This is a genomic window from Anaerosolibacter sp. (genome assembly GCF_029240175.1).
Classification (GTDB): domain Bacteria; phylum Bacillota; class Clostridia; order Peptostreptococcales; family Thermotaleaceae; genus Anaerosolibacter.
The window spans coordinates 233,303-258,382 of sequence record NZ_JARBTM010000016.1; the positions used below are offsets into that span (position 1 = coordinate 233,303).

The 25,080-nt window shown below is 38.4% G+C and carries 24 protein-coding genes and 1 tRNA gene; 10 read left to right on the forward strand and 15 right to left on the reverse strand.

Annotated elements, in window-relative coordinates:
* The first annotated feature begins 59 nt into the window (after nt 1–59).
* On the forward strand, nt 60–1,358 hold the full coding sequence (locus tag K0R93_RS12990; RefSeq protein ID WP_300302005.1) for a S8 family peptidase: 1,299 nt from the start codon (nt 60–62) through the stop codon (nt 1,356–1,358).
* Between the two features lie 34 nt (nt 1,359–1,392).
* On the opposite strand, the gene K0R93_RS12995 is transcribed toward K0R93_RS12990, so the two are convergent.
* Both K0R93_RS12995 and K0R93_RS13000 read right to left on the reverse strand, forming a co-directional pair.
* The gene (locus K0R93_RS12995) at nt 1,393–2,820 is read right to left on the reverse strand and encodes a LysM peptidoglycan-binding domain-containing M23 family metallopeptidase (RefSeq protein WP_300302008.1); all 1,428 of its coding nucleotides are present in this window, start codon (nt 2,818–2,820) and stop codon (nt 1,393–1,395) included.
* Between the two features lie 263 nt (nt 2,821–3,083).
* The gene (locus tag K0R93_RS13000) at nt 3,084–4,601 is read right to left on the reverse strand and encodes a M1 family metallopeptidase (RefSeq protein WP_300302011.1); all 1,518 of its coding nucleotides are present in this window, start codon (nt 4,599–4,601) and stop codon (nt 3,084–3,086) included.
* Nucleotides 4,602–4,755: 154 nt separating this feature from the next.
* On the opposite strand from K0R93_RS13000, the gene K0R93_RS13005 reads away from it, so the two are divergent.
* The 3 genes from K0R93_RS13005 to K0R93_RS13015 all read left to right on the forward strand — a co-directional run bounded on the left by K0R93_RS13005 (nt 4,756) and on the right by K0R93_RS13015 (nt 6,980).
* Nucleotides 4,756–5,805, forward strand: a complete 1,050-nt coding sequence (locus K0R93_RS13005; RefSeq protein ID WP_300302013.1) for a DnaD domain-containing protein — start codon at nt 4,756–4,758, stop codon at nt 5,803–5,805.
* Nucleotides 5,806–5,819: 14 nt separating this feature from the next.
* Nucleotides 5,820–6,803, forward strand: coding sequence for an ATP-binding protein (locus K0R93_RS13010; protein WP_300302015.1), 984 nt, complete (start codon nt 5,820–5,822; stop codon nt 6,801–6,803).
* A 101-nt stretch (nt 6,804–6,904) separates the two neighbouring features.
* Nucleotides 6,905–6,980: transfer RNA gene (locus K0R93_RS13015), tRNA-Lys, on the forward strand.
* 211 nt (nt 6,981–7,191) lie between these two features.
* Here the strand turns inward: K0R93_RS13015 and K0R93_RS13020 are convergent.
* From K0R93_RS13020 to K0R93_RS13070, 11 genes are all read right to left on the reverse strand, one after another.
* Nucleotides 7,192–8,478, reverse strand: coding sequence for an adenylosuccinate synthase (locus K0R93_RS13020; protein ID WP_300302017.1), 1,287 nt, complete (start codon nt 8,476–8,478; stop codon nt 7,192–7,194).
* Between the two features lie 165 nt (nt 8,479–8,643).
* Nucleotides 8,644–9,306 carry a DUF421 domain-containing protein gene (locus K0R93_RS13025; protein ID WP_300302019.1) on the reverse strand — a complete coding sequence of 221 codons (663 nt, stop codon included), beginning with the start codon at nt 9,304–9,306 and terminating at the stop codon, nt 8,644–8,646.
* A 98-nt stretch (nt 9,307–9,404) separates the two neighbouring features.
* A complete protein-coding gene (locus K0R93_RS13030) occupies nt 9,405–9,614 on the reverse strand; it encodes a DUF1858 domain-containing protein (protein WP_300302021.1) in 210 nt (69 codons plus the stop codon).
* Nucleotides 9,615–9,861: 247 nt separating this feature from the next.
* Nucleotides 9,862–10,620 (reverse strand): GNAT family N-acetyltransferase, encoded by a 759-nt coding sequence (locus K0R93_RS13035; protein ID WP_300302023.1) that lies wholly within the window; start codon nt 10,618–10,620, stop codon nt 9,862–9,864.
* Nucleotides 10,621–10,728: 108 nt separating this feature from the next.
* Nucleotides 10,729–11,217 carry a ferritin-like domain-containing protein gene (locus K0R93_RS13040; protein ID WP_300302025.1) on the reverse strand — a complete coding sequence of 163 codons (489 nt, stop codon included), beginning with the start codon at nt 11,215–11,217 and terminating at the stop codon, nt 10,729–10,731.
* Between the two features lie 114 nt (nt 11,218–11,331).
* Entirely contained in the window at nt 11,332–12,663 is a 1,332-nt protein-coding gene (gene dnaB / locus K0R93_RS13045; RefSeq protein WP_300302027.1) for a replicative DNA helicase, read from the reverse strand.
* Between the two features lie 114 nt (nt 12,664–12,777).
* Nucleotides 12,778–14,691, reverse strand: a complete 1,914-nt coding sequence (gene lonC, locus K0R93_RS13050) for a Lon family ATP-dependent protease (protein ID WP_300302029.1) — start codon at nt 14,689–14,691, stop codon at nt 12,778–12,780.
* A 13-nt stretch (nt 14,692–14,704) separates the two neighbouring features.
* On the reverse strand, nt 14,705–15,151 hold the full coding sequence (gene rplI, locus K0R93_RS13055) for a 50S ribosomal protein L9 (protein WP_300302031.1): 447 nt from the start codon (nt 15,149–15,151) through the stop codon (nt 14,705–14,707).
* Nucleotides 15,148–17,145 (reverse strand): DHH family phosphoesterase, encoded by a 1,998-nt coding sequence (locus K0R93_RS13060; RefSeq protein WP_300302034.1) that lies wholly within the window; start codon nt 17,143–17,145, stop codon nt 15,148–15,150. Before K0R93_RS13060 ends, rplI begins: the two co-directional genes overlap by 4 nt.
* An 18-nt stretch (nt 17,146–17,163) precedes the next feature.
* Nucleotides 17,164–18,117 (reverse strand): YybS family protein, encoded by a 954-nt coding sequence (locus K0R93_RS13065; RefSeq protein ID WP_300302036.1) that lies wholly within the window; start codon nt 18,115–18,117, stop codon nt 17,164–17,166.
* Between the two features lie 12 nt (nt 18,118–18,129).
* Nucleotides 18,130–18,456, reverse strand: a complete 327-nt coding sequence (locus K0R93_RS13070; protein ID WP_300302039.1) for a MazG-like family protein — start codon at nt 18,454–18,456, stop codon at nt 18,130–18,132.
* A gap of 330 nt (nt 18,457–18,786) precedes the next feature.
* On the opposite strand from K0R93_RS13070, the gene K0R93_RS13075 reads away from it, so the two are divergent.
* Entirely contained in the window at nt 18,787–20,484 is a 1,698-nt protein-coding gene (locus K0R93_RS13075) for a putative bifunctional diguanylate cyclase/phosphodiesterase (protein ID WP_300302042.1), read from the forward strand.
* Nucleotides 20,485–20,714: 230 nt separating this feature from the next.
* The gene (locus K0R93_RS13080) at nt 20,715–21,554 is read left to right on the forward strand and encodes a hypothetical protein (RefSeq protein ID WP_300302044.1); all 840 of its coding nucleotides are present in this window, start codon (nt 20,715–20,717) and stop codon (nt 21,552–21,554) included.
* A 41-nt stretch (nt 21,555–21,595) separates the two neighbouring features.
* On the opposite strand, the gene K0R93_RS13085 is transcribed toward K0R93_RS13080, so the two are convergent.
* Nucleotides 21,596–22,060: a L,D-transpeptidase gene (locus K0R93_RS13085; RefSeq protein ID WP_300302047.1), complete on the reverse strand. Its 465-nt coding sequence runs from the start codon at nt 22,058–22,060 to the stop codon at nt 21,596–21,598.
* A gap of 672 nt (nt 22,061–22,732) precedes the next feature.
* On the opposite strand from K0R93_RS13085, the gene K0R93_RS13090 reads away from it, so the two are divergent.
* Nucleotides 22,733–23,284: a DUF881 domain-containing protein gene (locus K0R93_RS13090; RefSeq protein WP_300302051.1), complete on the forward strand. Its 552-nt coding sequence runs from the start codon at nt 22,733–22,735 to the stop codon at nt 23,282–23,284.
* Between the two features lie 183 nt (nt 23,285–23,467).
* On the opposite strand, the gene K0R93_RS13095 is transcribed toward K0R93_RS13090, so the two are convergent.
* The gene (locus K0R93_RS13095) at nt 23,468–23,689 is read right to left on the reverse strand and encodes an SH3 domain-containing protein (RefSeq protein WP_300302054.1); all 222 of its coding nucleotides are present in this window, start codon (nt 23,687–23,689) and stop codon (nt 23,468–23,470) included.
* A gap of 448 nt (nt 23,690–24,137) precedes the next feature.
* On the opposite strand from K0R93_RS13095, the gene K0R93_RS13100 reads away from it, so the two are divergent.
* From K0R93_RS13100 to K0R93_RS13110, 3 genes are read left to right on the forward strand one after another with little or no spacing between them, the layout of a single operon-like run.
* Nucleotides 24,138–24,674, forward strand: coding sequence for a sigma-70 family RNA polymerase sigma factor (locus K0R93_RS13100; protein ID WP_300302057.1), 537 nt, complete (start codon nt 24,138–24,140; stop codon nt 24,672–24,674).
* A gap of 2 nt (nt 24,675–24,676) precedes the next feature.
* Complete coding sequence (locus K0R93_RS13105; RefSeq protein ID WP_300302060.1) at nt 24,677–24,823, forward strand: YvrJ family protein; 147 nt, start codon at nt 24,677–24,679, stop codon at nt 24,821–24,823.
* 13 nt (nt 24,824–24,836) lie between these two features.
* Nucleotides 24,837–25,061, forward strand: coding sequence for a helix-turn-helix domain-containing protein (locus tag K0R93_RS13110; protein ID WP_300302063.1), 225 nt, complete (start codon nt 24,837–24,839; stop codon nt 25,059–25,061).
* Nucleotides 25,062–25,080: the final 19 nt, after the last annotated feature.

The following is a 25,080-nucleotide window of genomic DNA, read 5'->3' on the forward strand; positions in this document are numbered from 1 at the left end:
TACATTGGTACTGAGAAAATGCAGTTTTGTCAGAAAATTAATGATATGGAGTGAGTTGAATGAACCAGAAAATGATAAGAAAAAAGTTTGTTCACCCTACAATTCTCAAACGGATTGCCGCTGGATCTAAGCAAACCCTATCTGTCATTGTATATAGCCAAAATCAGTGTGATCATATTCGAGAATGTATTGAAAAAGCTGGTGGAAAGATTAAATATGAGCTTCCAGCGATTCGAGCCATCGCCGCAGAAATTCCTGCAGAATCTGTAGATCACATTGCTGCTCATCACATGGTACAATTCATCAATGATGATGCCAAGGTATTTAAATGCATGGATTTTGCCTCCTTAGCCGCCAATGCAAGCTTGGTAAATGATGCAGGCTACACAGGGAAGGGCATAGGCATTGCAGTTCTGGACACGGGTGTCTATCCCCATCATGATTTGGTAAGGCCTACCAATCGTATCGTAGCCTTCAAAGATTTCATCAATAACAGAGCACAGCCCTATGATGATGATGGCCACGGAACCCACGTAGCTGGCATTGCAGCAGGGAACGGCCTTAGCAACGAACGCTATAAAGGAATTGCACCAGAAGCAAATATCATCGGTGTAAAAGTCCTGGATGAAGAAGGGAGTGGTACTACCTCCGATATTATCGCTGGTATTCAATGGATCATCGATAATAAGGATAGATACAATATCAAAGTTGTTAATATGTCGTTTGGCTCTCCCGCCGATAACAGCTATAAAGATGATCCTCTAGCCAGAGCTGCTGCCGCCGCTGTACAAAGCGGATTAACCGTAGTAGTTTCAGCCGGTAACAGCGGTCCAAATGCTCGTACTATTTCCACTCCCGGTGTCACCCCATCAGCTATTACTGTCGGTGCAGTAGATGACAACCGTACCTCCACCTACGCTGATGACTTTGTCGCAGATTTCTCCAGCAGAGGTCCTACCCCTAGTGGTGCTGTAAAACCAGATGTGGTTGCACCGGGGGTCAATATCACATCCCTATCCAATACAGGTCCTACGGCTTATGTAAGTCACTCTGGAACTTCCATGGCATCCCCAATGGTTGCAGGTGTCGCAGCACTTATGTATGAGCAGGACAAAAATCTTTCTCCTGCAGCAGTCAAAAACAAAATCATGAGCACCTGCGTAGCTATTGGAGAGCCTAGAACGGCTGAAGGTTCTGGCATTATCAATATTGACAAGGCTCTGAGTGTAGAAAATATTTCGCTGCCCACCACACCCAGTCAAGATTATCCTAGACAAAGATTTGGCCGGCCTAGACGCCAAAACCCAGGAATGCGTTTTGATCCCAGTCTGCTAGCTATGCTGTTCTTGTTTTTATAACATAAAGAAGCCTGGCTTTTTCGCCAGGCTTTTATTAGTATTTTACATAGGATAACGGATTCACAGCCTTACCGTTCTTTCGCACTTCAAAATGAACATGGGGTCCTGTACTTCGTCCAGTATTTCCTACCTCTGCAATTTTTTGTCCTTTATAAACCTTATCACCTTTAGAAACTACATTCTTGCTATTATGACCATAGACGGTCTGTAGGCCATTTCCATGGTTGATAATCACTACTTTCCCATACCCGCTTTGAGTACCTGAAAAGCTCACGGTTCCACCATCAGCTGCATAAATCGGTGTTCCAATCTTATTGGCGATATCAATTCCATCGTGATTTCTTCCCCATCGCCAGCCAAATCTGGATGTCAGCCTTCCTCTGGCAGGATTACTAAATGAACCTGTGGCTACTGTTAACGGCTTGGGTTTTGTACCTTGCAGTACAACTTGCTTTTCTGGTTGCGCAATGATCTTTTCTTCTAAGATCTTTCGCTCTACCTCTACACCATTTTGACGGATTACTTCCGCCAAAACTTCCCTTTCACCATCTTTACCCTCAACCTTTATCTTTTTATCTCCCTTATAGAGGGCCGATGTATCTTCCAGCACAATCTCACGGGGAATTTTTTCATCATATCTTACCTTTTCCACCGTAGCTACGGTCAAAAGAGGTTTTGCCATAAGCAGATTTATTTTTTGTTTTAGCTGAAGTTTTTCGGGATTTACCCCTGGATTTGCAGACTGTAATTCTTCTACCTTCAAACCATACTTTTTTGCAATACTCCAGAAGCTTTCTCCGCTTTGAACCTCATGGGCCTTGATTTCGTCAGTTCCTTGCTGAATCAGCTTCAGCGCTTCCTCTGGCGTTTTAATCTGATTAAATTCTGCATCTATTTCTGCGATTTCCACCTTTTCCCCAAAGGATACCTGGGCATAGGTGTTTTCTTCGCTGCCCGTATAGGCATCTTGCACTTGGCCTAAGACCTTCTGGGCTTCTTCCTTAGTAGATACGGCTACGATCACCTTGTCATTTGCTTTGATACCAAAGGCTTTCACCTGAAAATGCATCATTTCTTTGACTGCCGTCCGCAGTGTATCGGCCTTCGTCAACTCTTTTTTCTTTGCTCTGGTTTTCTCATAAACAATGACCTGATTTAGTACAATTTCCCGGTTGTATGTACGATGAAGGTTTGACTGCATTGTTTCGACAATCTTAGAAAAATCTTCCTTCTCTCGAACAATTGCTACCATCTTTCCATCAACTTTCACGGCATAGGCTATGTTCTGAACATAGAGAAAGACAGCCAGAAAACATAAAGCTATTGCGGATATAGATGCTATGGCAATTTTACGTCGATCTTTTCGACTCATATGGTCAAAACGTGCGATATATCTTCTTAGTCGTATATTTGATTGTGCAATGAACCGCTTTACGTGCTCAGGGAATTTGCTGTTCGGCATTGAAAAAACTCCCTTCTAATTTTTCTATTGTTTTTCACTGCTTCTATTTACACAAGTGTTCATTCATGCATTTTGCATTTCTGTAACATTTATGTAACATTCCTAAGCTTTTTTATTATATCAATACTCCTATGTTTAATCAACCCCTAACTGGGTAACTATATTCGTTCTATTCCGACAGGGTTTGTATCTTATGTAGCCATCCTCAAAATTTTTCCATAATATGGACAACCTTTTCTTTATTCTATGTACAAAATGCTAAATTATTCCTTATTATATTTCAGCCATTCTTTAAAGTTTTGTCGCCACTCTTTGTCTGTCACTTGTTCACAGAGGTTGATGAAACCCTCGGTGTTTGCATTTTTAAATTTGTACTTATCAAAGTATACCTTTAATACCTTGAAAAACTGCTCATCTCCCAAATTATTTCTTAGATCCTCCACAAACATAGCACCCTTATAGTACACCATCACTTGGTATTCTATGGAGTCCTTGAATTTGTTTATACTTCGATATACTGCTTCATTTACATTGGGGTCACTATTTCGATAGGCATCATAGTAGCGAACAATCATATTTTTGTAGATTTGCTCCTTCACTTCTTTGCCATATTTCTTCTCATAATAAAGAAGGGTCGAGTACTCTGTCAGTGCTTCGTCTAACCATGGCTCATTGACTTCGTCATTACCCACAATACCATACCACCATTGATGAGCTGCTTCATGGGCCACCACATATTCTAAAATATCCTTCTGCTCCTCCTGATAAAGTCCTTCATCTATAAAGACAAGATTGGGATACTCCATGCCTCCAATGAAAAAATCTGCTGCTGCTACGGAAAATTGCTCATAAGGATACTTTCCAAAACACTCGTTAAATATTTTGATAGAATCTTTGGCTGTGTCTAAAGCTATTTCTCCATATTGGTCTTCGAAGTAATAGGAAAATATCTTAACGCCATCCACTTCATCCTCTAGAACCTTGAAACGATCACTGGTAATCATAGCAAAATCTCGAACCGATTTGGCATCTATGGTCCATACAACTTTCCCATCATTATTTTCTTTTTTGGTGATATTTCCTGTGGTAGCTAATGTATATTCCGTGGGTAATGCCATAGCAACCCTATAATTTCCCACTTCGCTATAGAAAGGATCTCCAATGGCATAGTAAGGCTCTAGGTTCCAACCCCTATGATCAAATACCGCTGCTATGGGATACCAATTGGCGATACTGATGGTATTCTGTCCATAGCCAAATCTGCCATAACTGGGAGGAATTTTTACTGTATAAGCCATCTCTAATACAATACTTTCACCTACTTCCAATGGTTTTCCGAGATTGACTTTTAGGATCGTATCTCCTTTTCCCATGATCAGATGGGTCAATACTTCATTGTTCTTCTTTACAGAGGAAATACTGATATTCCCCTCCTCGAACCCTCCTGGATAGGCAAATTCCATTTCACCTTTCTCAAAAGGCACCGTGGTCTCTGATTTGAAAGTATTGGGATAAAGATGAAAATAGAGAGCATTGAAGCTTCGATCTGAGGTATTGACATACTTTACTTTCTGGGTGGCTGTCAATATTTTTTCTACGGGATCCAGCTGTGCATTTATGTCATACTCATTGATATTTTTTCCTGTAGGTATTCTTACACCTGAATAAACAGATGCTACTTTTTCTATCATTTGATATTTTGCTGCAACTGCAGATAAGGATAAGATTAACAATACAATGGTGAATGCAGCAAATCTTTTGTTCAGTCTAAACTTTACCAATAAAATCCCTCCCTATGCTATTTCTGTGCTTATATAACTATATGTTAGGCTTTTTCCAATATGTACATATTTTCTTGCCTGGCTTAATTTCCACCCAGAGGTTATGATATAATAGAATTAATCCAAATGACGAAGGAAAGGGAGGATGAGCTGAGTGCGCTTTATCAAACAGACTGTAGATTTCGACTTGGGCGATACCCCTATTGAGAATATCTTTATCAATGATTTTATGCCTATGGCAAATGGAACCTATGTAAAGGTTTATCTTTTAGGTTATAAGTATGCCCATGATGATGACACTTCTTTGTCTTTGGACAACCAGACCATTGCAAAACATCTGAGCATCCCTTTATCCGATGTATTGGATGCCTGGGACTTCTGGGAGAAAAAAGGGATCATTCGCAAACATGCTGTAGAGGAAGAAGACAGGGCCCAATTCATTGTAGAGTTTTTAAGCCTTAAACAATTATACATACATAACAACTTCAAGAGTATACAAATTAGAAATGATGCTGAGGAGGCTGAGAAGAGCACTTATACCTCTTCACCCGGGGATTTGATTGAAGCCAACAAGGTCCCTGAAATCAAAGATATGTTCTATCATATCAACCAGCTGGTGCGAAGAAGTCTTGTCCCTAATGAGATGATGAAAATCCTTGAATGGATTTATAATTATAATATGGATCCTGATCTCATTGTTCAGGCCTTCATGTATTGCATACAGCAGAAAAATATCAAAAACATAAAGTATGTAGGGGCTGTTATCCGCAGCTGGTACGATAACGGGATTACAACTGCTGAAAAACTGGAGGAGCATCTTTCTAAAACAGATGGGAGATACGTTCAGTATGATAAGATTTTTAAAGCCCTTGGCTTTCATTTTAGGGAGCCTTCCGAGGCAGAAAAGAAAACCATGGACACTTGGTTGGATGACTGGGAATTTAGCTTAGAAGTAATCTTGAAAGCTTGTGAAAGCTCTAAAAAGACTTCTAATCCCAATATCAATTACATAAATAGTATTTTAGCCGCTTGGAAGACTGGCAATGTAAAGTCTGTTGACGACATTCCTGAGCCGCGTTCTGTGGAGAAATCAATTACAAAGAAACCGGCAAAGCAAACAAATAATAGATTCCATAATTTTGAACAACCATCATTTCAATATACCAACGAGGAATTAGAGGATTTACTGAGAAAAAAGAAATAGGGTAGGTGTTAACCTTGCATAATCCATTCGTCAAAGAAATACTACTCGGCTATGAGAAGATTAGAGACCACGAGCACAGAGAGCTAGAAAAGAGAAAGCAACATCTATACAGCTTGGTTCCAAGGATTAAAGAAATTGAAGAAGAAATTTCAAAAACTGGTATGATGGTTGCTAAGGTCATCCTTACCAATCCACAAAACCATGAAGAAGCTTTGCAGAATATCAAAGACAAAATGGATCAATTAAAGCAGGAAAAAGCCATTCTGATGACAGAAAATAATTTTCCATTAAACTATTTGGCGTTAAACCATCAGTGTCAGTCCTGTAAAGATACAGGTTTTTCATCGGAGGGGCAGAAGTGTAATTGCTTTAAACAGCGACTCATCAATCGGGCTTATGAAATGTCCAATATGTCTAAGGTTTTGTCAGAAGAAAACTTCCAATCCTTTAATCTCGATATCTTCTCAGATAGCAAATATAAGGATGAAGAGCTGTCTCCAAAGCAAAACATGCAGAATATCCTGAGCATCGCTGAGGGTTTTACGATCAACTTTGACCGAAATCTAAAGGAGAACCTATTCTTTTATGGCTCCACCGGATTAGGTAAAACCTTTATGTGCAATTGTATTGCCAAATCCCTTTTGGATAAGGGTAAAATTGTTGTTTATCAGACAGCCTTTAAAATCCTAGAGATTTTAGAAAACTATAAATTCAATAACAACCGAACCTCTGAAGTGGAAATGGCCTATCAGCTTCTATTTGACTGTGACCTTTTGATCATTGATGATTTAGGTACAGAGCTGACCAATGCCTTTACCAATACGGAAATTTTCAATATCATTAACTCCCGCTTGATTCAGGGAAAAAAGATACTGATCTCTACAAATCTTTCTCCGATCGAGGTCGCCAACATTTACAGTCAGAGGGTGTCCTCCAGGATTTTTGGTGAATTTACAATCCTTAAGTTCTACGGGAAGGATTTGCGCTGGGAGAAGTAGCTTCTATTATTTCAAGATTTTACTAGAGAAAATTTCATCGTTTCGTGTTGACTTATGCTGTTGTATCCTGTAATATATATAACTGTGGTACAAAACAGTATGACCCATTAGCTCAGCAGGTAGAGCACTTGACTTTTAATCAAGGTGTCCCGCGTTCGAGCCGCGGATGGGTCACCACCTTTGCTAGTGTGGCTCAACGGTAGAGCAGCTGACTTGTTGATTTTGCGCAATATGCGTATATAGCATTTTCTCAGTTAGCAGTTAGCAGGTTAGCGGTTTAATACGAAAAAAACCACAAGGATTTATCATCTTTGTGGTTTTTATATGTGGCTCTATCTTATCTTTAATTCTTTTGCTGCTAACGGCTAACTGCTAACCGCTAACCTCCTTACCTAAAAATCTTATCTCTAACAATCGTCTGGGTTCTCTTTGGTCCTACGGAAATGATCTTCACAGGAATGCCGATTAGGGCTTCAATGCGATCAATGTACTTTCTTGCATTCTCCGGTAGCTCCTCGTAGGAAGTACATCCAGTGATATCTTCACGCCAACCGTCCATTACCTCATAGATTGGCTCGCATTTGGCCAGGGTCTCTAAACTTGCTGGGAAATGTTCGATCACCCGGTCACCCAGCTTGTAGCCTGTACAGATGGAGATCTTCTCAAAGCCTGTCAATACATCCAGAAGCATCATGGAAAGACAAGTCAGTCCATTAATTCTTGCTGCATATTTTACCATAACAACATCAAACCAGCCGCAGCGTCTTGGTCTTCCTGTTGTTGTACCAAATTCATTTCCTGCAATTCGGATACGATCTCCAGTTTCATTGTCCTGCTCTGTGACGAAAGGACCTTTTCCTACTCTTGTGGTATAGGCTTTGATAACCCCTACCACTTCTTCAATCATGTTTGGTCCGATGCCAGCGCCTACCGTAAATCCACCGGAAATTGGATGGGAGCTCGTTACATAAGGATACGTACCCAAATCTACATCCAATAGGGTTCCTTGAGCACCTTCAAACAGCACTTTCTTTCCCTCTGTCACCGCATCATATAGGATCACTGTGGTATCATCAACATACTTACGAATTCTATCGGCGTAGGTTAAATAATTCTCAATAATCTCATCTGGATCTACCTTTTCTCCGCCGTAGATTTTATCGATAATTATATTTTTTTGTTCAATCTGCTTTGTTACCTTTTCAATAAATACTTCCTTGTCCATTAGATCACAGATTCGAATGCCAGATCGTTCAACCTTGTCCATATAACAAGGCCCTATTCCCTTTTTTGTTGTGCCGATCATGCCTTCTCCCCTAGATGCCTCTGCCAATTCATCAATTCTTTTATGATATGGGAAAATCACATGGGTTCTATCACTGATTTTAATATTGTCTGTCTTTACCCCTTGGGCTTCAAGCTTCTCTATTTCCTTTATAAATCCTTCTGGATCAAATACAACCCCATTGCCAATTATATTGATGGTTTCAGGATATAGGATTCCTGAAGGAATAAGATGCAGTGCATATTTGGTATCTCCAACGACCACAGTGTGTCCCGCATTGTTACCACCCTGGGCTCTCACGACAACCTCTGCTTCTCCTGCTAAATAATCAATAACCTTCCCTTTTCCTTCGTCTCCCCACTGGGCCCCTACGATTACAACCGTTGACATAACCCACACCTTCCTTTGTGTTTATGATAAAGTAGTATTCTACTTTTATGATAATTTTTAATTTCCGAACATCCACAACTAATACTATCAAATATACCCTTTGTCGTCAATAAATTTACGAATATTTATTTGTATACCTATTTTTTTATTCGTTAATTGTACTCCCTATTCTCTTACACGTTCTATGTACACTTGTTCTTCACTGTTTACTGCTGCCAGCTCAACTTCTTCAATGCTGTTAATTCCCTTTTCCTTTAGTACATCCATCAGCCACTCTAGTTGTAGTCCTGCATAATCCAAATTTTCCTGTATTAGCCGTTGATGAATGATCAGTGGCAAAGCAATTTCTCTCCCTTTTCTTGCTGTACCAATCTGAGCTATCATGGATCCTCTATCTTTTTGCTTAGGTACCACTGTCATTTGCCCTGTATTTTCTAGAATTGCAAACTCCACATCAGCTACGCTGGTGTACCCTAATCTTTTGAGTTCATCTATAAGTTCTCCTAAGCTAACTTTTGCTGATTTCAGGTTATCTTCTGAAATCTTACCTCTGTGAATCAACGTCTTGGATTTTCCTTGGATGTACTCCTCCATGCGCTGATTTGTTCCTAGTCGCTTCATCAGATAAAATAGTCCAATAAAAATTCCTATTCCTAAGAATGAGCGGCCTAAGCTTTCCGTGGCTAGTGGTCCTGCCGCCATGGCACTCACTACAAATAGATTCACCAAATCATAGTTGGTTATTTGGTTGACAGATCGCTTTCCCAAAAGCCTAAAGAGAAATAAGATCATAAAAAAAACAATAATTACCTTAAAGGAATATGCCATATTGTCCTCCTGCCCGTTCATATTTCTACGGGTAATATAACGCAAATATCCCTGAAATATACAAAAGGTGCCTAAGTTTCCTTAGACACCTTCAGCGATTATTCGCCTTTACTTGCTAAATATTCGTTTAGATCATTTATTAAAGCATCTACATTTAGTCCATGAACCATTGCTGCATCTGCAATGCTTTCCATAGAAGATGCAGGGCATCCTAAGCAATGTAATCCATGTCTCATAAAAATAGGTGCTGTCTCTCTATCCATTCTTAATACATCCGCAATAATCATATCCTTTGTTACTTTTGCCATCTTACTTCCTCCTTATATTGGTTTAACAATCCACTAACATTATATCATTTTTCAGGTGAAAACAAACATTATTTTCTAGGGATTTATCTCTCCTTTACTCAATGTTCACTATGATATCTATCCTTTTTATTATCCCTTTAAACAATATCTTCTAAACAGTAAAATTTTTATGACTTATACACAAGTTTATCCAAAATATACCCTTTATGCGCAAAAAGTCCTATTTTTTATCAACTTATCCACAATGTTATTCACATTTCCACACAGTTTTTGTGGACATGCTGTTAATACTGTGTTCATAATTCCTTTTTTTCAATTCCATTTTCACATATTTTGTCATCATACCACAATTCGATGGAATAAATATTTCCTCGAAATCCTGATACTTTGGGTTATAAAATATCTCGGCGGTCTGATCCTCAAATTCCATGATTTCTTCCCCAATTACTTCAAATCCGCATTTTTTATAGCATCGAATGGCCCGTTTATTGTACACAGCTGCTCGCAGTGTAATGGTTCGCATTCTCATCCGCCGAAAATAATATTCTAAAAAAGCCTGAATCCCATCGGTCCCATAGCCTTGATTCATATGATGGGGATCTAGAACAATTCCCAATTCTGCTTCACCCGTAAACCAGTTCATATCTCGAATAGAAAGAAATCCTATAATTTCATTCTCTAGATTTTCTATTACAAAGCTCTTTTTTCTGAACTTTCCTGTCTTTAATCTATACCATTCGTCTCGCTCTTGCTTGCTTAAGTGAGGAAAATTATAGTGAAAAAATAATGGATTCGTATGCTTTCCCCAATTCCGCATTCGATCCACATCTTCCCTCTCTAATTTCCTAATTTTTGTTTTTTCCCCAATGGCAATCCACACGATGCTGTTCCCCCTACCCACTGTATGTATTGAAAGCTTACCTCTCTGATTATTATGACCTTTTTTATAAAAATATTCTACTCTCTCCCCAGTCATCCCTTCTTTAAACTTCTTTAAACAAAACAAAAAAGATAGTCCTTTTCAGACTATCCCCATTGCTGTATTGATAACAGTAACGATTTTCACAGCATGATCTCTAAACATACTATATTTCTTTAAACCTGCGATTTCTGTCTATTGCCCTTGCGCTTTAACCAGTGTTTTCATCTTATGTAGATGCTTGATTTCCTCTTTTATTAGACGATCCAATACTTTTCTTGTTCTTTCATGCTTCGTATGGTTTAGAACTGCCTCATAAAATAAAATTGCATCCTTTTCTGCTTGTATCCCAATCAACAGCGCTTCTTTCACGCTTGAAACATTCCTTACACGATAGTTTGTTAACCCGTTTGTATTGAATATAGCCGTTTCACTGATTGCCCTCAGATAGGCTGAAATTGGCTCTTCATAGAAGCTATATTCCTCTTCCTTTGTAACCCTTTTATAAATGTCCTGAAAGGTCTTAATATGATCCATTTCTTCTTCCGCTAGATGTAGAAACATCTCTTTTATCTGTGGATCATCATATTGCCCAGCTGCCTCTGTATAGAAGCGATGTCCTTCTTCTTCAGCACCTATGGCAATCTTTAACACATCCACTTCATTTAAACCCTCTCCAGCCACATTGAATCCCTCCCTCTATCGAATAATATTTTATCTGTTGTTATCATCCCCGTAGGAATTTGGTTCAAGGTTATTCATTTTCAGAAATAGTATATTTTAGATCTCCATGATGGATCAATCTCTGAATTTCTCTAGGTTTACAAACTTTGTAAATTGTCCAAGCCATGCCAACTCCACCGTACCTGTAGAACCGTTACGCTGTTTTGCAATAATTACTTCTCCGATATTCTTCTTCTCACTGTCAGGATGATAGTACTCATCTCTGTATAGGAACATAACGATATCGGCATCCTGCTCGATGGCTCCAGACTCTCTAAGGTCAGAAAGGATCGGTCGATGATCGGCTCTTAACTCCGCTGCACGGGAAAGCTGGGAAAGGGCTACTACAGGACAATCCATTTCCCTGGCAAGACCCTTTAGGTTACGGGAGATTGCTGAAATCTCCTGCTGTCGACTCTCAACCTTTCCATCGCCGCTCATAAGCTGCAGGTAATCAATCATGATCATGTCTAATCCATGTTCCATCTTAAGCTTTCGGCACTTCGCCTTCATCTCCATAACTGTAATTCCTGGCGTATCGTCAATAAAAACCTTTGCTTGGGCTAACGGCCCCATGGCTTTCGCTAACCTTGGCCATTCGTCCTCGGAAAGGGTACCATTTCTGATCTTCTGGATCTCAATGTGGGATTCAGCACTGAGCATACGCTGCACCAGCTGCTCTTTAGACATCTCCAGGCTGAATACTGCCACGGCAGCGCCGCCTTTTAATGCTGCATTTTGAACGAGATTCAGAGAAAATGCTGTTTTTCCCATGGAAGGTCTGGCGGCAACTAGGATCAAGTCCGACCGCTGAAGACCAGAGGTTTTTCTATCGATATCCGAGAAGCCCGTGGTAATCCCTGTAATACCGCCCTTGCTTTGATAAAGCTCTTCTATTTTATTAAAGCTTTCCAAAAGGATTTCTTTGATGGGACTAAAGCCCTCCTGAGACCTGCTTTGGGAAATGTTGAATATATTTTTTTCGGCCAGATCTAATATGCTGTTTAACTCGTCCTCTGCTTGATATCCTTTGTCCAAAATTTCTGAAGAAGCCTTGATCAATCGGCGAAGAATGGCCTTCTCTTCTACAATTTTAGAATAGTATTTTACATTGGTCGTCGTCGGCACCGCTGAAGACAAGCTTGCTAGATAACTTATGCCCCCTATGGCATCCAATATCTGCCGCTGGGATAACTCCTCCGAAAGGGTGACCATATCAACAGGCTCATTTCGGTTATACAGGTCAATGATGGCATCAAAAACCTCTTTATGGGCTTCCTTATAAAAATCATCGCCTCGTATGATCTCCGAAGCAGTGATAATCGCTTCCCGATCTAGAATCATAGCACCTAGAACGGATTGCTCTGCATCAATATTATGGGGCGGAATTCTTCCCAAGTATTCCATTCTAAATCCTCCTCACACACTCACCCTTGGTATAACTATAGCAAAAGCCAGAGACAAGGTTAAAAGAACCTCTTCTGGCCTTATCTTTCATCCATATCCTTCTTATTCTCATCACTATACTAACATAATTTCCAATACTTCTTCAATCGTTTCTACAGGGATAATCTCTACCCCTTCACAGTTCAGGTGAACATCCTTCATGTTCTCCTTTGGAAGGATTACCTTTTTCATTCCTTCCTGCTTTGCACCATAAATCTTCTCATTGATACCGCCCACAGGCTTTATTCTTCCTCGAATGGAAATTTCCCCTGTTATAGCTATATCCTGTCGTACAGGTCTGTCTTTTATAGCACTGATAATGGCGGTTACAATCGCTGCCCCGGCTGAAGGCCCATCGATGTTTCCGCCCCCGATAGCATTTACGTGAACGTCATAGTCTGTCAGAAGTTCTCCCGTGGTCTTCCGTACCAAGGATGCGGCATTGAACAAGGAGTCCTTGGTCATGGTTCCTGCCATATCATTAAATCGCAGGTTTCCTCTGCCTTTCTCTATGGCATCAAAGACTACACACTCCATCTCTAAGACAGAGCCTAAAAATCCATGGACACCTAAGCCAAAAACCTTACCGATTTCTGGGACTTCACTGGCCTTATGGGTAGCCATAGGTGCCAAGCGGCTCATTTGCACTACTTCTAAAATATGCTTTTTCGTAATATAAACATCTTTGTGTTCTCCTTGCTCATATAGGGCCATGCTATAACCATCGGAAAGCAGATTGATCGCCTTCCTTCCTTCAATGGTATACTGGCTGATGAGCTTGGCAACTTCTTCATCTAACTTAACTTTCAACCGCCCAGCTGCTCTTCTTACAATATCCTCTATATGTTGGGAGGACAGTGGTTCGAAAAATACCTCAGCACATCTGGACCGAAGGGCAGGATTAATCTCACTAGGCTGCCTTGTGGTAGCACCAATCAAGACAAAGTCTGCAGGTGCTCCATCATTAAAAAGTTTTTTTACGTATAAAGGTACCGCTGGATTGTCTGGATCATAGTAAGCAGAATCAAACTCTACCCGCTTGTCCTCTAAGACCTTTAGCAGTTTATTCTGGAGGGTCATGTCCAACTCTCCAATTTCATCAATAAACAGTACGCCGCCATGGGCCTCTGTTACAAGACCAGGCTTTGGCTCTGGTATTCCCACCTCTGCCAAATCCTTTTTACTGCCTTGATAGATGGGATCATGGACAGAGCCCAATAGGGGATTTGTAGACTCCCTAGGGTCCCACCGCAGTGTAGTTCCATCTACCTCTATAAATTTCGCACCTTCATCAAAGGGCGTATGCTTCATTTTCTTTGCATGCTCTAAAGCCAATCTGGCTGCTGTTGTCTTCCCTACCCCCGGTGGACCATAAATAATGATATGCTGGGGAAAAGGAGACGCAATCTTAGATACCAGAGATTTAATGGCCTTATCTTGGCCCTCGATATCTTCAAGCTTTGATGGCCTGAAAAGCTCCATCGCTGACTTGGATAACCGCTTAGATTCCAGCTTTTCAAGCTGGGCATACTTTTTGAAGGTATAGGCATTTTCGGGCCCTGTGGTGGTTTTTAGAATCTGCAGCTTCATTTCTTCCATATACTGCTGCTGCTTCTGTTCAATTTTCTCCAGGGTCTCCTGCTCAATCCTATACTCTACGGTCTTCTTCGCTAACATATCGGCTAGCTTTTCTTCTATACTGCCTAATAGATTCCTGACGTCTTCTCCCTCGGGAAGCTCTTTCAATTCTGATGAATCAAATACAACCCGATGGAGGGCTAAGACCCTATCCTCGATCTTTTCGGAATGTATCAGTTCTCCCGCCCCTGTCTTTTCAACCCGCTTGGAAACTTTCTCTGTTCCTAAAACATGGTCTAGAATTTGATAGAGAGTGGAAATCTGCTTTGGCACAAGTCCCCTCTCATTTAATTTTTCGTGAACACTTGCCATATCTGAGATCTCTGGATATTGATCAAATTGTGACGCCATGGGTATCTCCCTTCTATTCTGCTACAACCTCTACTTTTAATCTTGCTGCTACTTCTGGATAAACTTTGATTTCTACAAATACTGCACCTAATTCTCTGATTGGATTATCCAAATGCATCTTACGCTTATCAATCTTAACTTTATGCTGCTTCTCCAACGCCTCTGCAATATCCTTTGAAGTAATGGAACCAAACAATCTTCCACCATCGCCTGCTTTTCCTTTTAGGTTTACAGTAAGCTGAGATATCTTATCGGCCAAAGCCTTCGCTTCTGCCAGTTCTTCTTGCTTCTTTCTCTCCTCAGCAGCTTTTTGCTTCTCCAGCACCTTCATGCCGCCTTCAGTCGCCTCTTTGGCAAGTCCTCTAGGGAATAAATAGTTTCTGGCATGTCCATCACTGGCATTTACTACATCTCCAGCTTTACCCATTCCTTTTACATCCTTTAATAAAATCACCTTCATTTTACTTCACCTTCCTCAAAATATTCATCTATTGCTTTGATCAGCATTTCCCTTGCTTCTTCTAACCCCACATTGGTCAGCTGGGTTCCTGCAACTGTTAAGTGACCCCCTCCGCCTAGCTTTTCAAGGATCACTTGCACATTGATATCGCCCAAAGACCTTCCACTAATAAATGATTCCTCATTATCCCGCACGCCCAATACGAAGGATGCCATGATTCCCCGGATATCCAACAATTCGTCGGCAGCTTGGGCAGCAACTAAGCTGGCGTTATGGGTTCCCTTTGGACAAATGGATATGGCGATATTTCGGCCAATATCCTCAGCATTTTTTACCACCTGGGCTCTCGCCACAAAGGTTTGCAAATCATCTTGAAATAACTGCCGGACGCTGGTAGTATCGGCTCCAGCCCTACGAAGCAGTGACGCCGCTTCAAAGGTTCTAACACCTGTTTTAAAGGAGAAATTTTTTGTATCCACTGTAATCCCCGCCAGAAGAGCTTCCGCTTCTACCTTTTCCAAGGTCAGCTTATCCTCCATATATTGAAGAATCTCCGTTACCAGCTCACAGGTAGAGGACGCATAGGGTTCCAAATATGTAAGCACAGTATTATCAATAAACTCTGCACCCCTTCGATGATGGTCAATCAATACAATCTTGTCTGCCTTCTGTATAGCCTCTGGACATTGGGTAAATCCAGGGCGATGGGTATCTACTACCACTAGCAGCGTCTGTTCATCCACCTGTTCCAGCACATCTTCGCAATCGATCATACGATATTCCCCATGCTGCGTCACACGTTCATAAAGATTCTCTATGGCCGGGTTGACCCCGTCAAAAACAATATAAGCTTCTTTTCCTCTGCTTTTCACAGCCTTGTATACGCCAATAGCCGCTCCGAAGCTATCCATATCCGGGATCTTATGTCCCATGATAATGACTTTGCTGGACTGATCTATAAGCTGCCGTAAAGCATGGGCAATGACCCTTGCCTTTACCTTATTTCTCTTCTCAACAGCCTTGGTCTTTCCACCATAAAAACTCAAAGTATCAATCTTCTTGACAACAGCTTGATCTCCGCCTCTTCCCAAGGCTAGATCTACACCAGCCCTTGCAAACTCCTCCAGCTGTATCGGTGTTTTTCCATTCACACCTACCCCTATACTTAAGGTAATAGGAATCTCATTCCCCACTTGTATTTCCCGGATTTCATCAAGTATGGCAAATCTTTTTGACTCCAATCGTTCTAGATACTTATGCTCAAAGAATACTATGTATTTATCCTTTGTATATCTTTTCACTACAGCATTCATTCTGCTCGCCCAAAGCGTCACTCTCCGGTCAATCTCTGCCGTAACCATCGGTCGGTTGGCTTCCTCCATACCTTGAATTACATCATCATAGTTATCTACCTGAATCAATGCGATATCTGGCTTTTCTTCATTATATTTCACCTTGAGATTCTGGAAATGGGTAATATCAATCCAATATAACATAATGATATATCGGGACTCATAGTCATTTGTTATTTTAACTATATTATAGAGGACTTTATAATGTCTATCATTAATTGTTACCTCTGTTACCATATCTTTTTTGTCTTGCAAAATATTGCTGACTTTTAATCCAGAAATCAAATCCTCAATGTCTTTCTCTAGTATATCCTTGACATCCACCATTTCGGCAAACTTGGGATTATACCATGCAATGCTGCCATCAAATTCTACAATGGCCAAGGGAATCGGAAGGTTGAGGATAGCATGTTTCGTTGCAGAATCGATATCTGAGGACAAGCTTTCGATATAGCTGGTCCACATTTCCTTTCGATCATGCTGGGTCTTCCAGTGGTGATAAATCAGATATACTAATACAAAAATACCGATTCCACCAATAAATAGATTGTAATAGGCCAGAATCGAGATAAATACAGTCATGATCCATAGATGTATCTTTGTATCGGGCACCAGCATTTTTATAAATCGTTTATTTCCCATGGGCTGCACTCCTATAAATTAACCTAACTTTTTTAGTTTTCTAAAATCCACAAATACATCTATAAGCCCTAAAATAACAGCCATCAAGCCACCCGCTGGGCTAAACAACACATATACAAATACAAAGGTTCTATATAATCTGCCCAGACGGTATTTTTCTATCAAAAAACTGATCACTGCAAGGCCCTGAATAAAAAAAGCTGCCCTGAAAAGCAATGATACATTGGCTGATAATGTATTGAAATCTACAACCCGAATGTACTGGGTCAGGTACGTTAGCAATAAGATGATTACCGTACCCATAACAATGCTGTCAGGCAGCCTAAAATACTTAAATTGTGGAAATATCGGTGTTCGATCTCCCACCTTGTTCAGTATATACGCTGTTAATAAATAATTAATATACGAAAAGGCTACGGAAATTAAAATCAATATGGATGGAAATGTCATACCAAAAATCACAATAAATGCTTCATAGGCCGTTTCCATTTGCCCTAACTTGTCAGGTTCTATACCCATACCGCTATACAGGGATATGGCCATATCCTTGGACTGATTTAGCATATTCATGAGGCCATGTACCACATTGTTTCCCATGGCCAATGAGATTACCCCCATGATCAAAACAATAGAAGCTACAAATGAAACGATTCCTCCCGCCCATATCTTCATAGGATCGTATCTCTTATCCATCATATAACCCATCGTAATGGCTACGATACTGGTCAAAGAGAACAATATGGCTGTAGACCAAATACCGATAAGCCCGACAACAATTGTACCCGTTATACCAATTGAAAGTAGTTCAACATATAAGCCTTGCCTTTTTCCAAGTATCATAAAAGGTACTGGTAGTAAAAATAGCAGAATCGTCAGGAACGGTATATAATTACCAATAATCGTAAATAGGCTTGCAATGCCAATGATCATGGCAGCCTCCGCTAACGATCGTGCTTTGTTCTGTTTTTCCAAATCCTGCTCCTCCTAGCTTCTATTTCTATCTAGATATTGTTTCAAACTGGATAAATCCCCATACCAGCCCTCCACCTTATGCTGCTCCAATATTCCCAAACGGATTTTGTCCTCAATCCGCATATCGATGGTCGCAAAGTTAATGCCTAAACGTTTGCCTAGTATGTAGGTCACCAGGATAATATTTGCCAATACATCAATCAAGGCATCCTGTGTTCCCTTTACACCTCTCACTAAAAGTTCAAACAAGGATGCAATGGTTGTCAGCAATTCGCTTTTCAGCCATTCGATCGTCTTTATGTTTTTCGTTACATCTATTTGTTGATCACCCATCGCCATAAGTATACTCTCCTCCCTTTATATACATTATAGCAGATTACCCCTTAATGTATATATTCTGCAGGAAAGATTGGACTCCTTTTTAAAATATTTTCCATTGAAACCAAAGCTATACACTTATTCTTTCTCATACGTATTCTTATTAGGTATCATAGATACTTTTTTCGTAAAAAGGCTCTTAAAATGGAATCGCTTTACAAAAATAATTGAACAAACCCCACAAAATTTTAATTTTCTGCTTTTTCAGCTGCATTCGATAATTCTTTTATAATAAACTTTTTATATCTATTGAAAACCGCTTTCATCCTAAAACCTAAGGGGTAATACATCATGAGAATACCGTCTATAAGCAAGCTATTTAAATCTTTTACTTTCTTCATCCTTATAGTCACAGCGCTTGTAGTAAATATTATATTATTTGGCTACAACTTAAGTATAGATTGGTATGATTATATAACTGGAATAAGCTGTCTCATTCTCAGTATTCTTGGAGTGCTTTATTCATCACACCTTAATATTAAGATGCTAAGCATAGGATGGTCATTGGTCGCTGCCTCATTTTTAATAGATGTTTTTGATGAATTGGAATTTATCAGTGCGCTTCACCAGATAATTGATATGCTAGACCTTTTCGTAGAAAAACCTTTCCTTCTTCTAGGGATGATAATCATCTCCCATGGATTCTATAGTACGATATTAAAACAAAATAGACTCTTGAATACCCTGAAATATACATCTTCCCATGATTCATTGACTAGATTACCTAACAAAGACTTTATCATTAAAGAACTTACCCGTTTCATTGATCACGCCCATAAGCAAAGCTCTTTAATCGCTGTTTTATTTATCGATCTAGATAATTTTAAGATATTGAATGATACTTTCGGACATAGCTTTGGAGACCTTGTTTTACAGAAAGTGACTGAAAGATTAAATCGACTGACCGATGATAAAATCATTTTAGCTCGTATTTCTGGAGATGAGTTTTTGATTATAGTCCATAGTTTATATTCAGTAGATGCTGTAGAAGAGATGGCGAAAAAAATTCTCAATCAGTTACATACACCCATTAAAACAGAAATTACTTCTGTACATATTAGCTGCAGTATAGGTATTTCTATGTTTCCCTATGATGGGTGTACCGTTGACACCTTGATAAAAAATGCAGATATGGCCATGTATAGGGCTAAGTCAAAAGGGAAAAACCGCTACAACTTCTATGACAGCGCCATGGGAGAGGCTATAGCCCTAAAACAGGATACCTCTGAGAAGATTCGAGAGGCACTTGGGAAAAATGAATTCATTCTCCATTATCAACCAAAGGCTGCTCTCCGTAATAACGAAATTACTGGAATAGAGGCCTTAGTGCGATGGACTCACCCAGATCTGGGACTGCTCTATCCAAACAATTTCATTCCTATAGCAGAAGAAACCGGTCTTATAAAGGAGATCGACAAGCTTGTGCTGAAATTGGTATGTCTGCAAATAAAAAATTGGGAAAATAAAGGTTTGGCCCCTGTAAATATTTCAATAAATATTTCTGCTGCTTTATTTAAAGAAGAAAACTTTTTGAATATGCTTGATCAAATTTTAGTCGAAACTGCAGCAGATCCTACCTGTATCAGCATTGAGATTACAGAAACACTTGCCATTGAAGATATTCATCATACAGCCTATACCTTAGGTGAAATACAGAAAAGAAACATAAAAATCCTTCTTGATGATTTCGGAAAAGGCTATTCATCCCTTAGTTATCTCAAGGAACTTCCCATAGATGTATTAAAGATCGATAAACAATTCATTGACGGCATTTCTAAGAGTCAGAAGGATGAAGCTATTATCAAAGCCATTGTTGCCATGGCCAAAGCATTAGAGATACAGGTACTTCCTGAAGGCGTTGAAACATCACAACAGCTGGAGTTTTTAGGCACCCTAGGTTGTAATGAGTTTCAAGGTTATTTATTTAGCAAGCCCCTCCCTGCCCATGAGATTGAAGACACGTTTCTATCGGCCAAATCAGGTATTTAACTAGTCCTTAAATTGTTCTTTAAGGAACTCTTTGTCTAAAAATAAATTTCTCTAAAATGATAAAAAATGGAACAAATACGAAAAAAAAATGTCTTCTTTTTGAGAACAATTATGAAAGGATAACGTAACGTTTAATCTATAGGAATAATTGATGCATAAAACTAGAGGTAATCTATATCTATGCAAAAATAATAACCTCATAATAAATTAGGAAATAGGAGTGATGGATAATGTTAAAGAGAGTACTAATTTTTACTGCTATTGCTGCTGTAATAATGGTCAGAGTCTGGATATTAAGAGATACTCATGTCACTGAAATAGAGGTTAATGATAATATAAATGCAGTTGAAGAAGGAGTACTTAAAGATAATAAAAGTTATGTTTTAAGTGTATCCCCGAGTGGTGATAAAGAAATAGCGTGTACTGGTGATAATGAATTAGTACTTCATGTGAAAAGTGGCAATCAAGAGACTATGAAGGTTATCTACCAGAATTATTCGCCATTATCAGAGGATCCATATTCAATGTATAATTTAGAAAAATATAATATACAATGGTCTCAAAATGAAGGATATATTTTTATAAGGAATAGCATTTATGATATCGAAACTGATAAATTAATAGAAATAAAAGATAATGTAGCGTTCATGTGGGTCGGTAATAAAGGACTGTATATGGATAATGGATATTACTACACAATGAATTTTGATGATGGTTACTCCAATTATATGGCTATATCTAAGAAAATAAATATTTTTGATGCAGGTAATATTAGCACCCTTGCCTATGCAGAAGATGATAAGTACTTTGTATGGGATAATATACATATGGAGAACATGTTTGATATCACAGATGATTGCTTGATTATGAATAAAGCTTCTTTGAAATATAAGGCTGGAGATCTTCAGGAGATAATAAATAAAGAGTATCCAGGGATGGTAAAAGCAATATATAAGAAGAAAGGGATAGATCGTTTTGATTGTCCTGAAGAAGCTATAGCGAACGGTAGTTATTATTTAGAAAACATAAAATCTCTAAAAATACCATTGAATTTAAACAATAAAAAATAATAGGCTTTTGCCTATTATTTTTTATTGTTTAATGAAGTTCTTTATGGCCTTTCCTTTTGAGTACCATAGATACCAATGTAACCAGTTCCACCGTATGCACTAACAAGATCAGCAAGAGTCTTTTGATCGCTGTTAGAAACTCTAATACAACCATGGGTAGGTCTCAATGGCGCCCATGTCCCACTAGTTGCTGGGTCCCCACCGTGAATCATAATACCACTTCTTCCTGCTTGCTCAGCTTGCAAAGCGTGTCCACCAATTGGGTCTAAAGAAATTCTCCTATATGGTCCATAACTAGAGGTTGGGGAACCTGCACCTACCAAAGAACCATCATATGAACCGGTAGGAGTGTCCCCATTGGTAGCCCACCATTGGGTATGATCTGGGCACTCGCTGCCTCTTCCTAAACAGTCACAAGTATGAACAACACTTCCATTAGCATACATTTTTAATGTGCCTTTATAATCCCTGTTTTCAGGGAGATTGATTTCAATTGACCAAGCCATTTAATATTCCTCCTTTTATTTTTTATCTTTCTAGGCGTCTACTCTCTGGCCAGTTCGTTTTGCCCTACACTAAATAAAAAGGGGAAAAAGGATGGAAAATCAACCAAATCCTAAAAAATAAATTCCTGAAAATTTCTTCAGGAATGGTTGATTTTTTTCTAAAAAATCCTTTATATAGATCAAATCTTCTTTAGGAGGAATTTGATACTTTTTTACTTTCTTTAGGTCTTTGGAACGTCGATAAATAGTACAATACCGCTTATACTATATGGTGGACATTCCAACCATAGGTAGTAGAGTAATTCAATATTATCAATACTATTAAACCTCTATTCAAAATAACTTCTGGCACATAACTGCAACCGAAAGAATGTTTAGGTTTATCATAAGAAATTACCTACCATATAAAATAAGCAGAATAGCCGTTTTAGATATGGAAGTCATAAAAGGTAAGTAGTTAATTGTGGTTAATTTTTGAAATATAAACAAATAATGGAACATATCTCCAGTTAAAAGTGTCTTACTGTTAAGAAACTAAAAAAGGGGGAATAAAATCTTAAAAGATCGTTATACTGATATGTAGTTATTTATTTACATTTTTTTACTTTTAAGTTATAATTCGTTAGTATTGCGTTAGTAAAAGAGAAATAAGATATGTAAGGAGCTGTTAGTATGATATCACTATTAAGAAAAAATTCACTAAAGTTTATAGTTCCAATAGTAGCATTTTTAATGGTAACAGGATGTACAAACGTAGAAAAATCAGTATCGCTAGAACAAAACATGGAAAACAAAGAAATACTCGCAGGAGCAGTAGATGTCGAAGGTGAGGGTATTAGTATAATGCTCACAGATAATGAGACCCAGATAAATAATCCAAATAATATTATTCATGATGTTGACCTTACTAAAATTATAAATCTATTAACATCTGCTGGAGCAGAAGTCATTTCTATAAATGATGAACGATTAATTTCAGTAAGCAAGATAAAAGCTAATAATATGATGATACAAATAAATAATAATGAATACAGTAGTCCTTTTGTTATCAGAGCTATAGGAGATTCTGAAACATTAAATAATGTATTGAATGCTGAAGAAAGCTATCTTAGTTTATTGAGAGAACATATAGATATAAAAATAGAAAAGCATGAAAAATTATTTATCCCTAAGTACACAGGAAATATACATTTTAACTATGCTAAGTCAGCAGAAAAAAAATGAAGTTTCTTTAATATATAACTAGAATTTACAAATATAAATTTATATAAAACACATTATCTAAAACAAATATTATAGATTCTAGTGTTAAATCCATACCTAGTAAAATCCTTTAAACCATTAATAACCCTTATAAAAAAGAATCTTCACCTTGATTTTCCAAGGCGAAGATTCTTTTTGTTATTATTAGAAACCAATTTTTGACCAATCGGAAGGAATGGTACGATCTAGATATACTGTTACAGTATCTCCATGGTATAGTGTTCCAATTATGGAGCCACTTGTTGAAGGTATAGATCTAACATTTAAATAACTATTAGGATCTTGTAAATTAACAACTGCAGGCCATGATGATCCCCTATTAACATCAGATTTCAAATATTGTGATTTAACATATCCAATACCCATATAAATAATCCTCCTTTTACGTTTTATCTTTCTAGGCGTCTACTCCCTGGCCAGTTCGTTTTGCCCTACACTAAATAAAAAGGGGGAAAGGGATCGAAAATCAACCAAATCAAAAAATAATTTCTAAAAATTTTTTCAAAAGAGGTTGATTTTTTTCAAAAAAATCCGTTTTATATATAGAGATCAAATTTTCTCTAGGGAAATTTGATATTTTTTTCTAAATTTAATCGAACTTACGTTCGTAAATTATGATATAATCTGGATATGTATTGTTATTTAATTATAATAATTGACCTAATTTTAAATTTTTTAGATAAATGTATATAAAATGGTTGACTGAATTTACTTTTTAGACGTCTTATATATTAAAGAGATTAATTTTTAACAATCTCTAAAATGAATCTTATTGGTTAACAGGTTACAGGGGGTTACACAAGGAGGGGATAAGGTGGATAGTTTAGCAAAGAAGTTTTTGGAGGAAGATACGGCAAATAAGGATCTATACGTCCAGGGAATTATCTTCAAAAATGACAGTTTTTTAAATGTCCTCAATCAAAAGTTTAATGATTACCTGTTTCGAATCAATCTCTACAGCTACATAAAGAAGACCATTTTCTATGCAGCCATGGATCTAAAGAAAAAGGATAGTGAAATCAGAGAAAAAGAAGGGCTATACCTAAATGTATTAGATGCTGATTTTGAAGAGGAAAAGATCAACACCATTGCCGATGCCCCTATGGATTTTGCAGAAGAAATCTATAGGGATCAAGAAGATATAGATTATCGAGACCTATTTACGGACAAGGAAGTCCTAGAAGCCATAAGCACATTAACAGACAGGCAAAAACAAATCATCCATGAATGCATTATTAAAGATAAAGAAGAAGAGACGTTGGCTAAGGAGCTGGGAATCAGCAAGCAAGCCGTTAATAAAATTAAGAAAACTGCTTTAGATAAGTTAAGGAAACAGATAGGAGGGAAGTAGACATGGAAATATTAAATGAATTCGTTTCAACATTGGGCTTCCCTATTGCCGTCACAGCCTTTCTATTGGTTCGAATTGAAAAGAAGCTAGATGAACTCAATAAAACCCTATTACTCGTGATTGAGACCCTGGGAAAAACCCAGCATTAAAGGAGGTTAGCCTATGAGTGATGCATTTCTAAGACAATTGTTTGATGCAGCCCAACGTGGAGATGGTGATGCCATAGGAGCTATCTTGGATATATTTCAACCCATGATCTATAAAAATAGCTGTATCAATGGATGCTTCGATTGTGATTGTTTTCAGGAACTTTGTATTAAATTTATATACTGTATCAAAAACTTCAAATTTACGAACATATCAGACATAACAAATTATTTTAGTTAGATTACCGAACGCAACACAA

Coding starts and splice junctions, on each gene's coding strand:
- K0R93_RS13070 (WP_300302039.1), bottom strand. CDS start 18,456: ATGGCGATGGGTGATCAACAAATAGATGTAACGAAAAACATAAAGACG.
- K0R93_RS13060 (WP_300302034.1), bottom strand. CDS start 17,145: ATGGGAAATAAACGATTTATAAAAATGCTGGTGCCCGATACAAAGATA.
- lonC (WP_300302029.1), bottom strand. CDS start 14,691: ATGGCGTCACAATTTGATCAATATCCAGAGATCTCAGATATGGCAAGT.
- dnaB (WP_300302027.1), bottom strand. CDS start 12,663: ATGGAATACTTGGGAAGAATTCCGCCCCATAATATTGATGCAGAGCAA.
- K0R93_RS13110 (WP_300302063.1), top strand. CDS start 24,837: ATGAGTGATGCATTTCTAAGACAATTGTTTGATGCAGCCCAACGTGGA.
- K0R93_RS13030 (WP_300302021.1), bottom strand. CDS start 9,614: ATGGCAAAAGTAACAAAGGATATGATTATTGCGGATGTATTAAGAATG.
- K0R93_RS13020 (WP_300302017.1), bottom strand. CDS start 8,478: ATGTCAACGGTTGTAATCGTAGGGGCCCAGTGGGGAGACGAAGGAAAA.
- K0R93_RS13075 (WP_300302042.1), top strand. CDS start 18,787: ATGAGAATACCGTCTATAAGCAAGCTATTTAAATCTTTTACTTTCTTC.
- K0R93_RS13090 (WP_300302051.1), top strand. CDS start 22,733: ATGATATCACTATTAAGAAAAAATTCACTAAAGTTTATAGTTCCAATA.
- K0R93_RS13085 (WP_300302047.1), bottom strand. CDS start 22,060: ATGGCTTGGTCAATTGAAATCAATCTCCCTGAAAACAGGGATTATAAA.
- K0R93_RS13080 (WP_300302044.1), top strand. CDS start 20,715: ATGTTAAAGAGAGTACTAATTTTTACTGCTATTGCTGCTGTAATAATG.
- K0R93_RS13105 (WP_300302060.1), top strand. CDS start 24,677: ATGGAAATATTAAATGAATTCGTTTCAACATTGGGCTTCCCTATTGCC.
- rplI (WP_300302031.1), bottom strand. CDS start 15,151: ATGAAGGTGATTTTATTAAAGGATGTAAAAGGAATGGGTAAAGCTGGA.
- K0R93_RS12990 (WP_300302005.1), top strand. CDS start 60: ATGAACCAGAAAATGATAAGAAAAAAGTTTGTTCACCCTACAATTCTC.
- K0R93_RS12995 (WP_300302008.1), bottom strand. CDS start 2,820: ATGCCGAACAGCAAATTCCCTGAGCACGTAAAGCGGTTCATTGCACAA.
- K0R93_RS13095 (WP_300302054.1), bottom strand. CDS start 23,689: ATGGGTATTGGATATGTTAAATCACAATATTTGAAATCTGATGTTAAT.
- K0R93_RS13025 (WP_300302019.1), bottom strand. CDS start 9,306: ATGGCATATTCCTTTAAGGTAATTATTGTTTTTTTTATGATCTTATTT.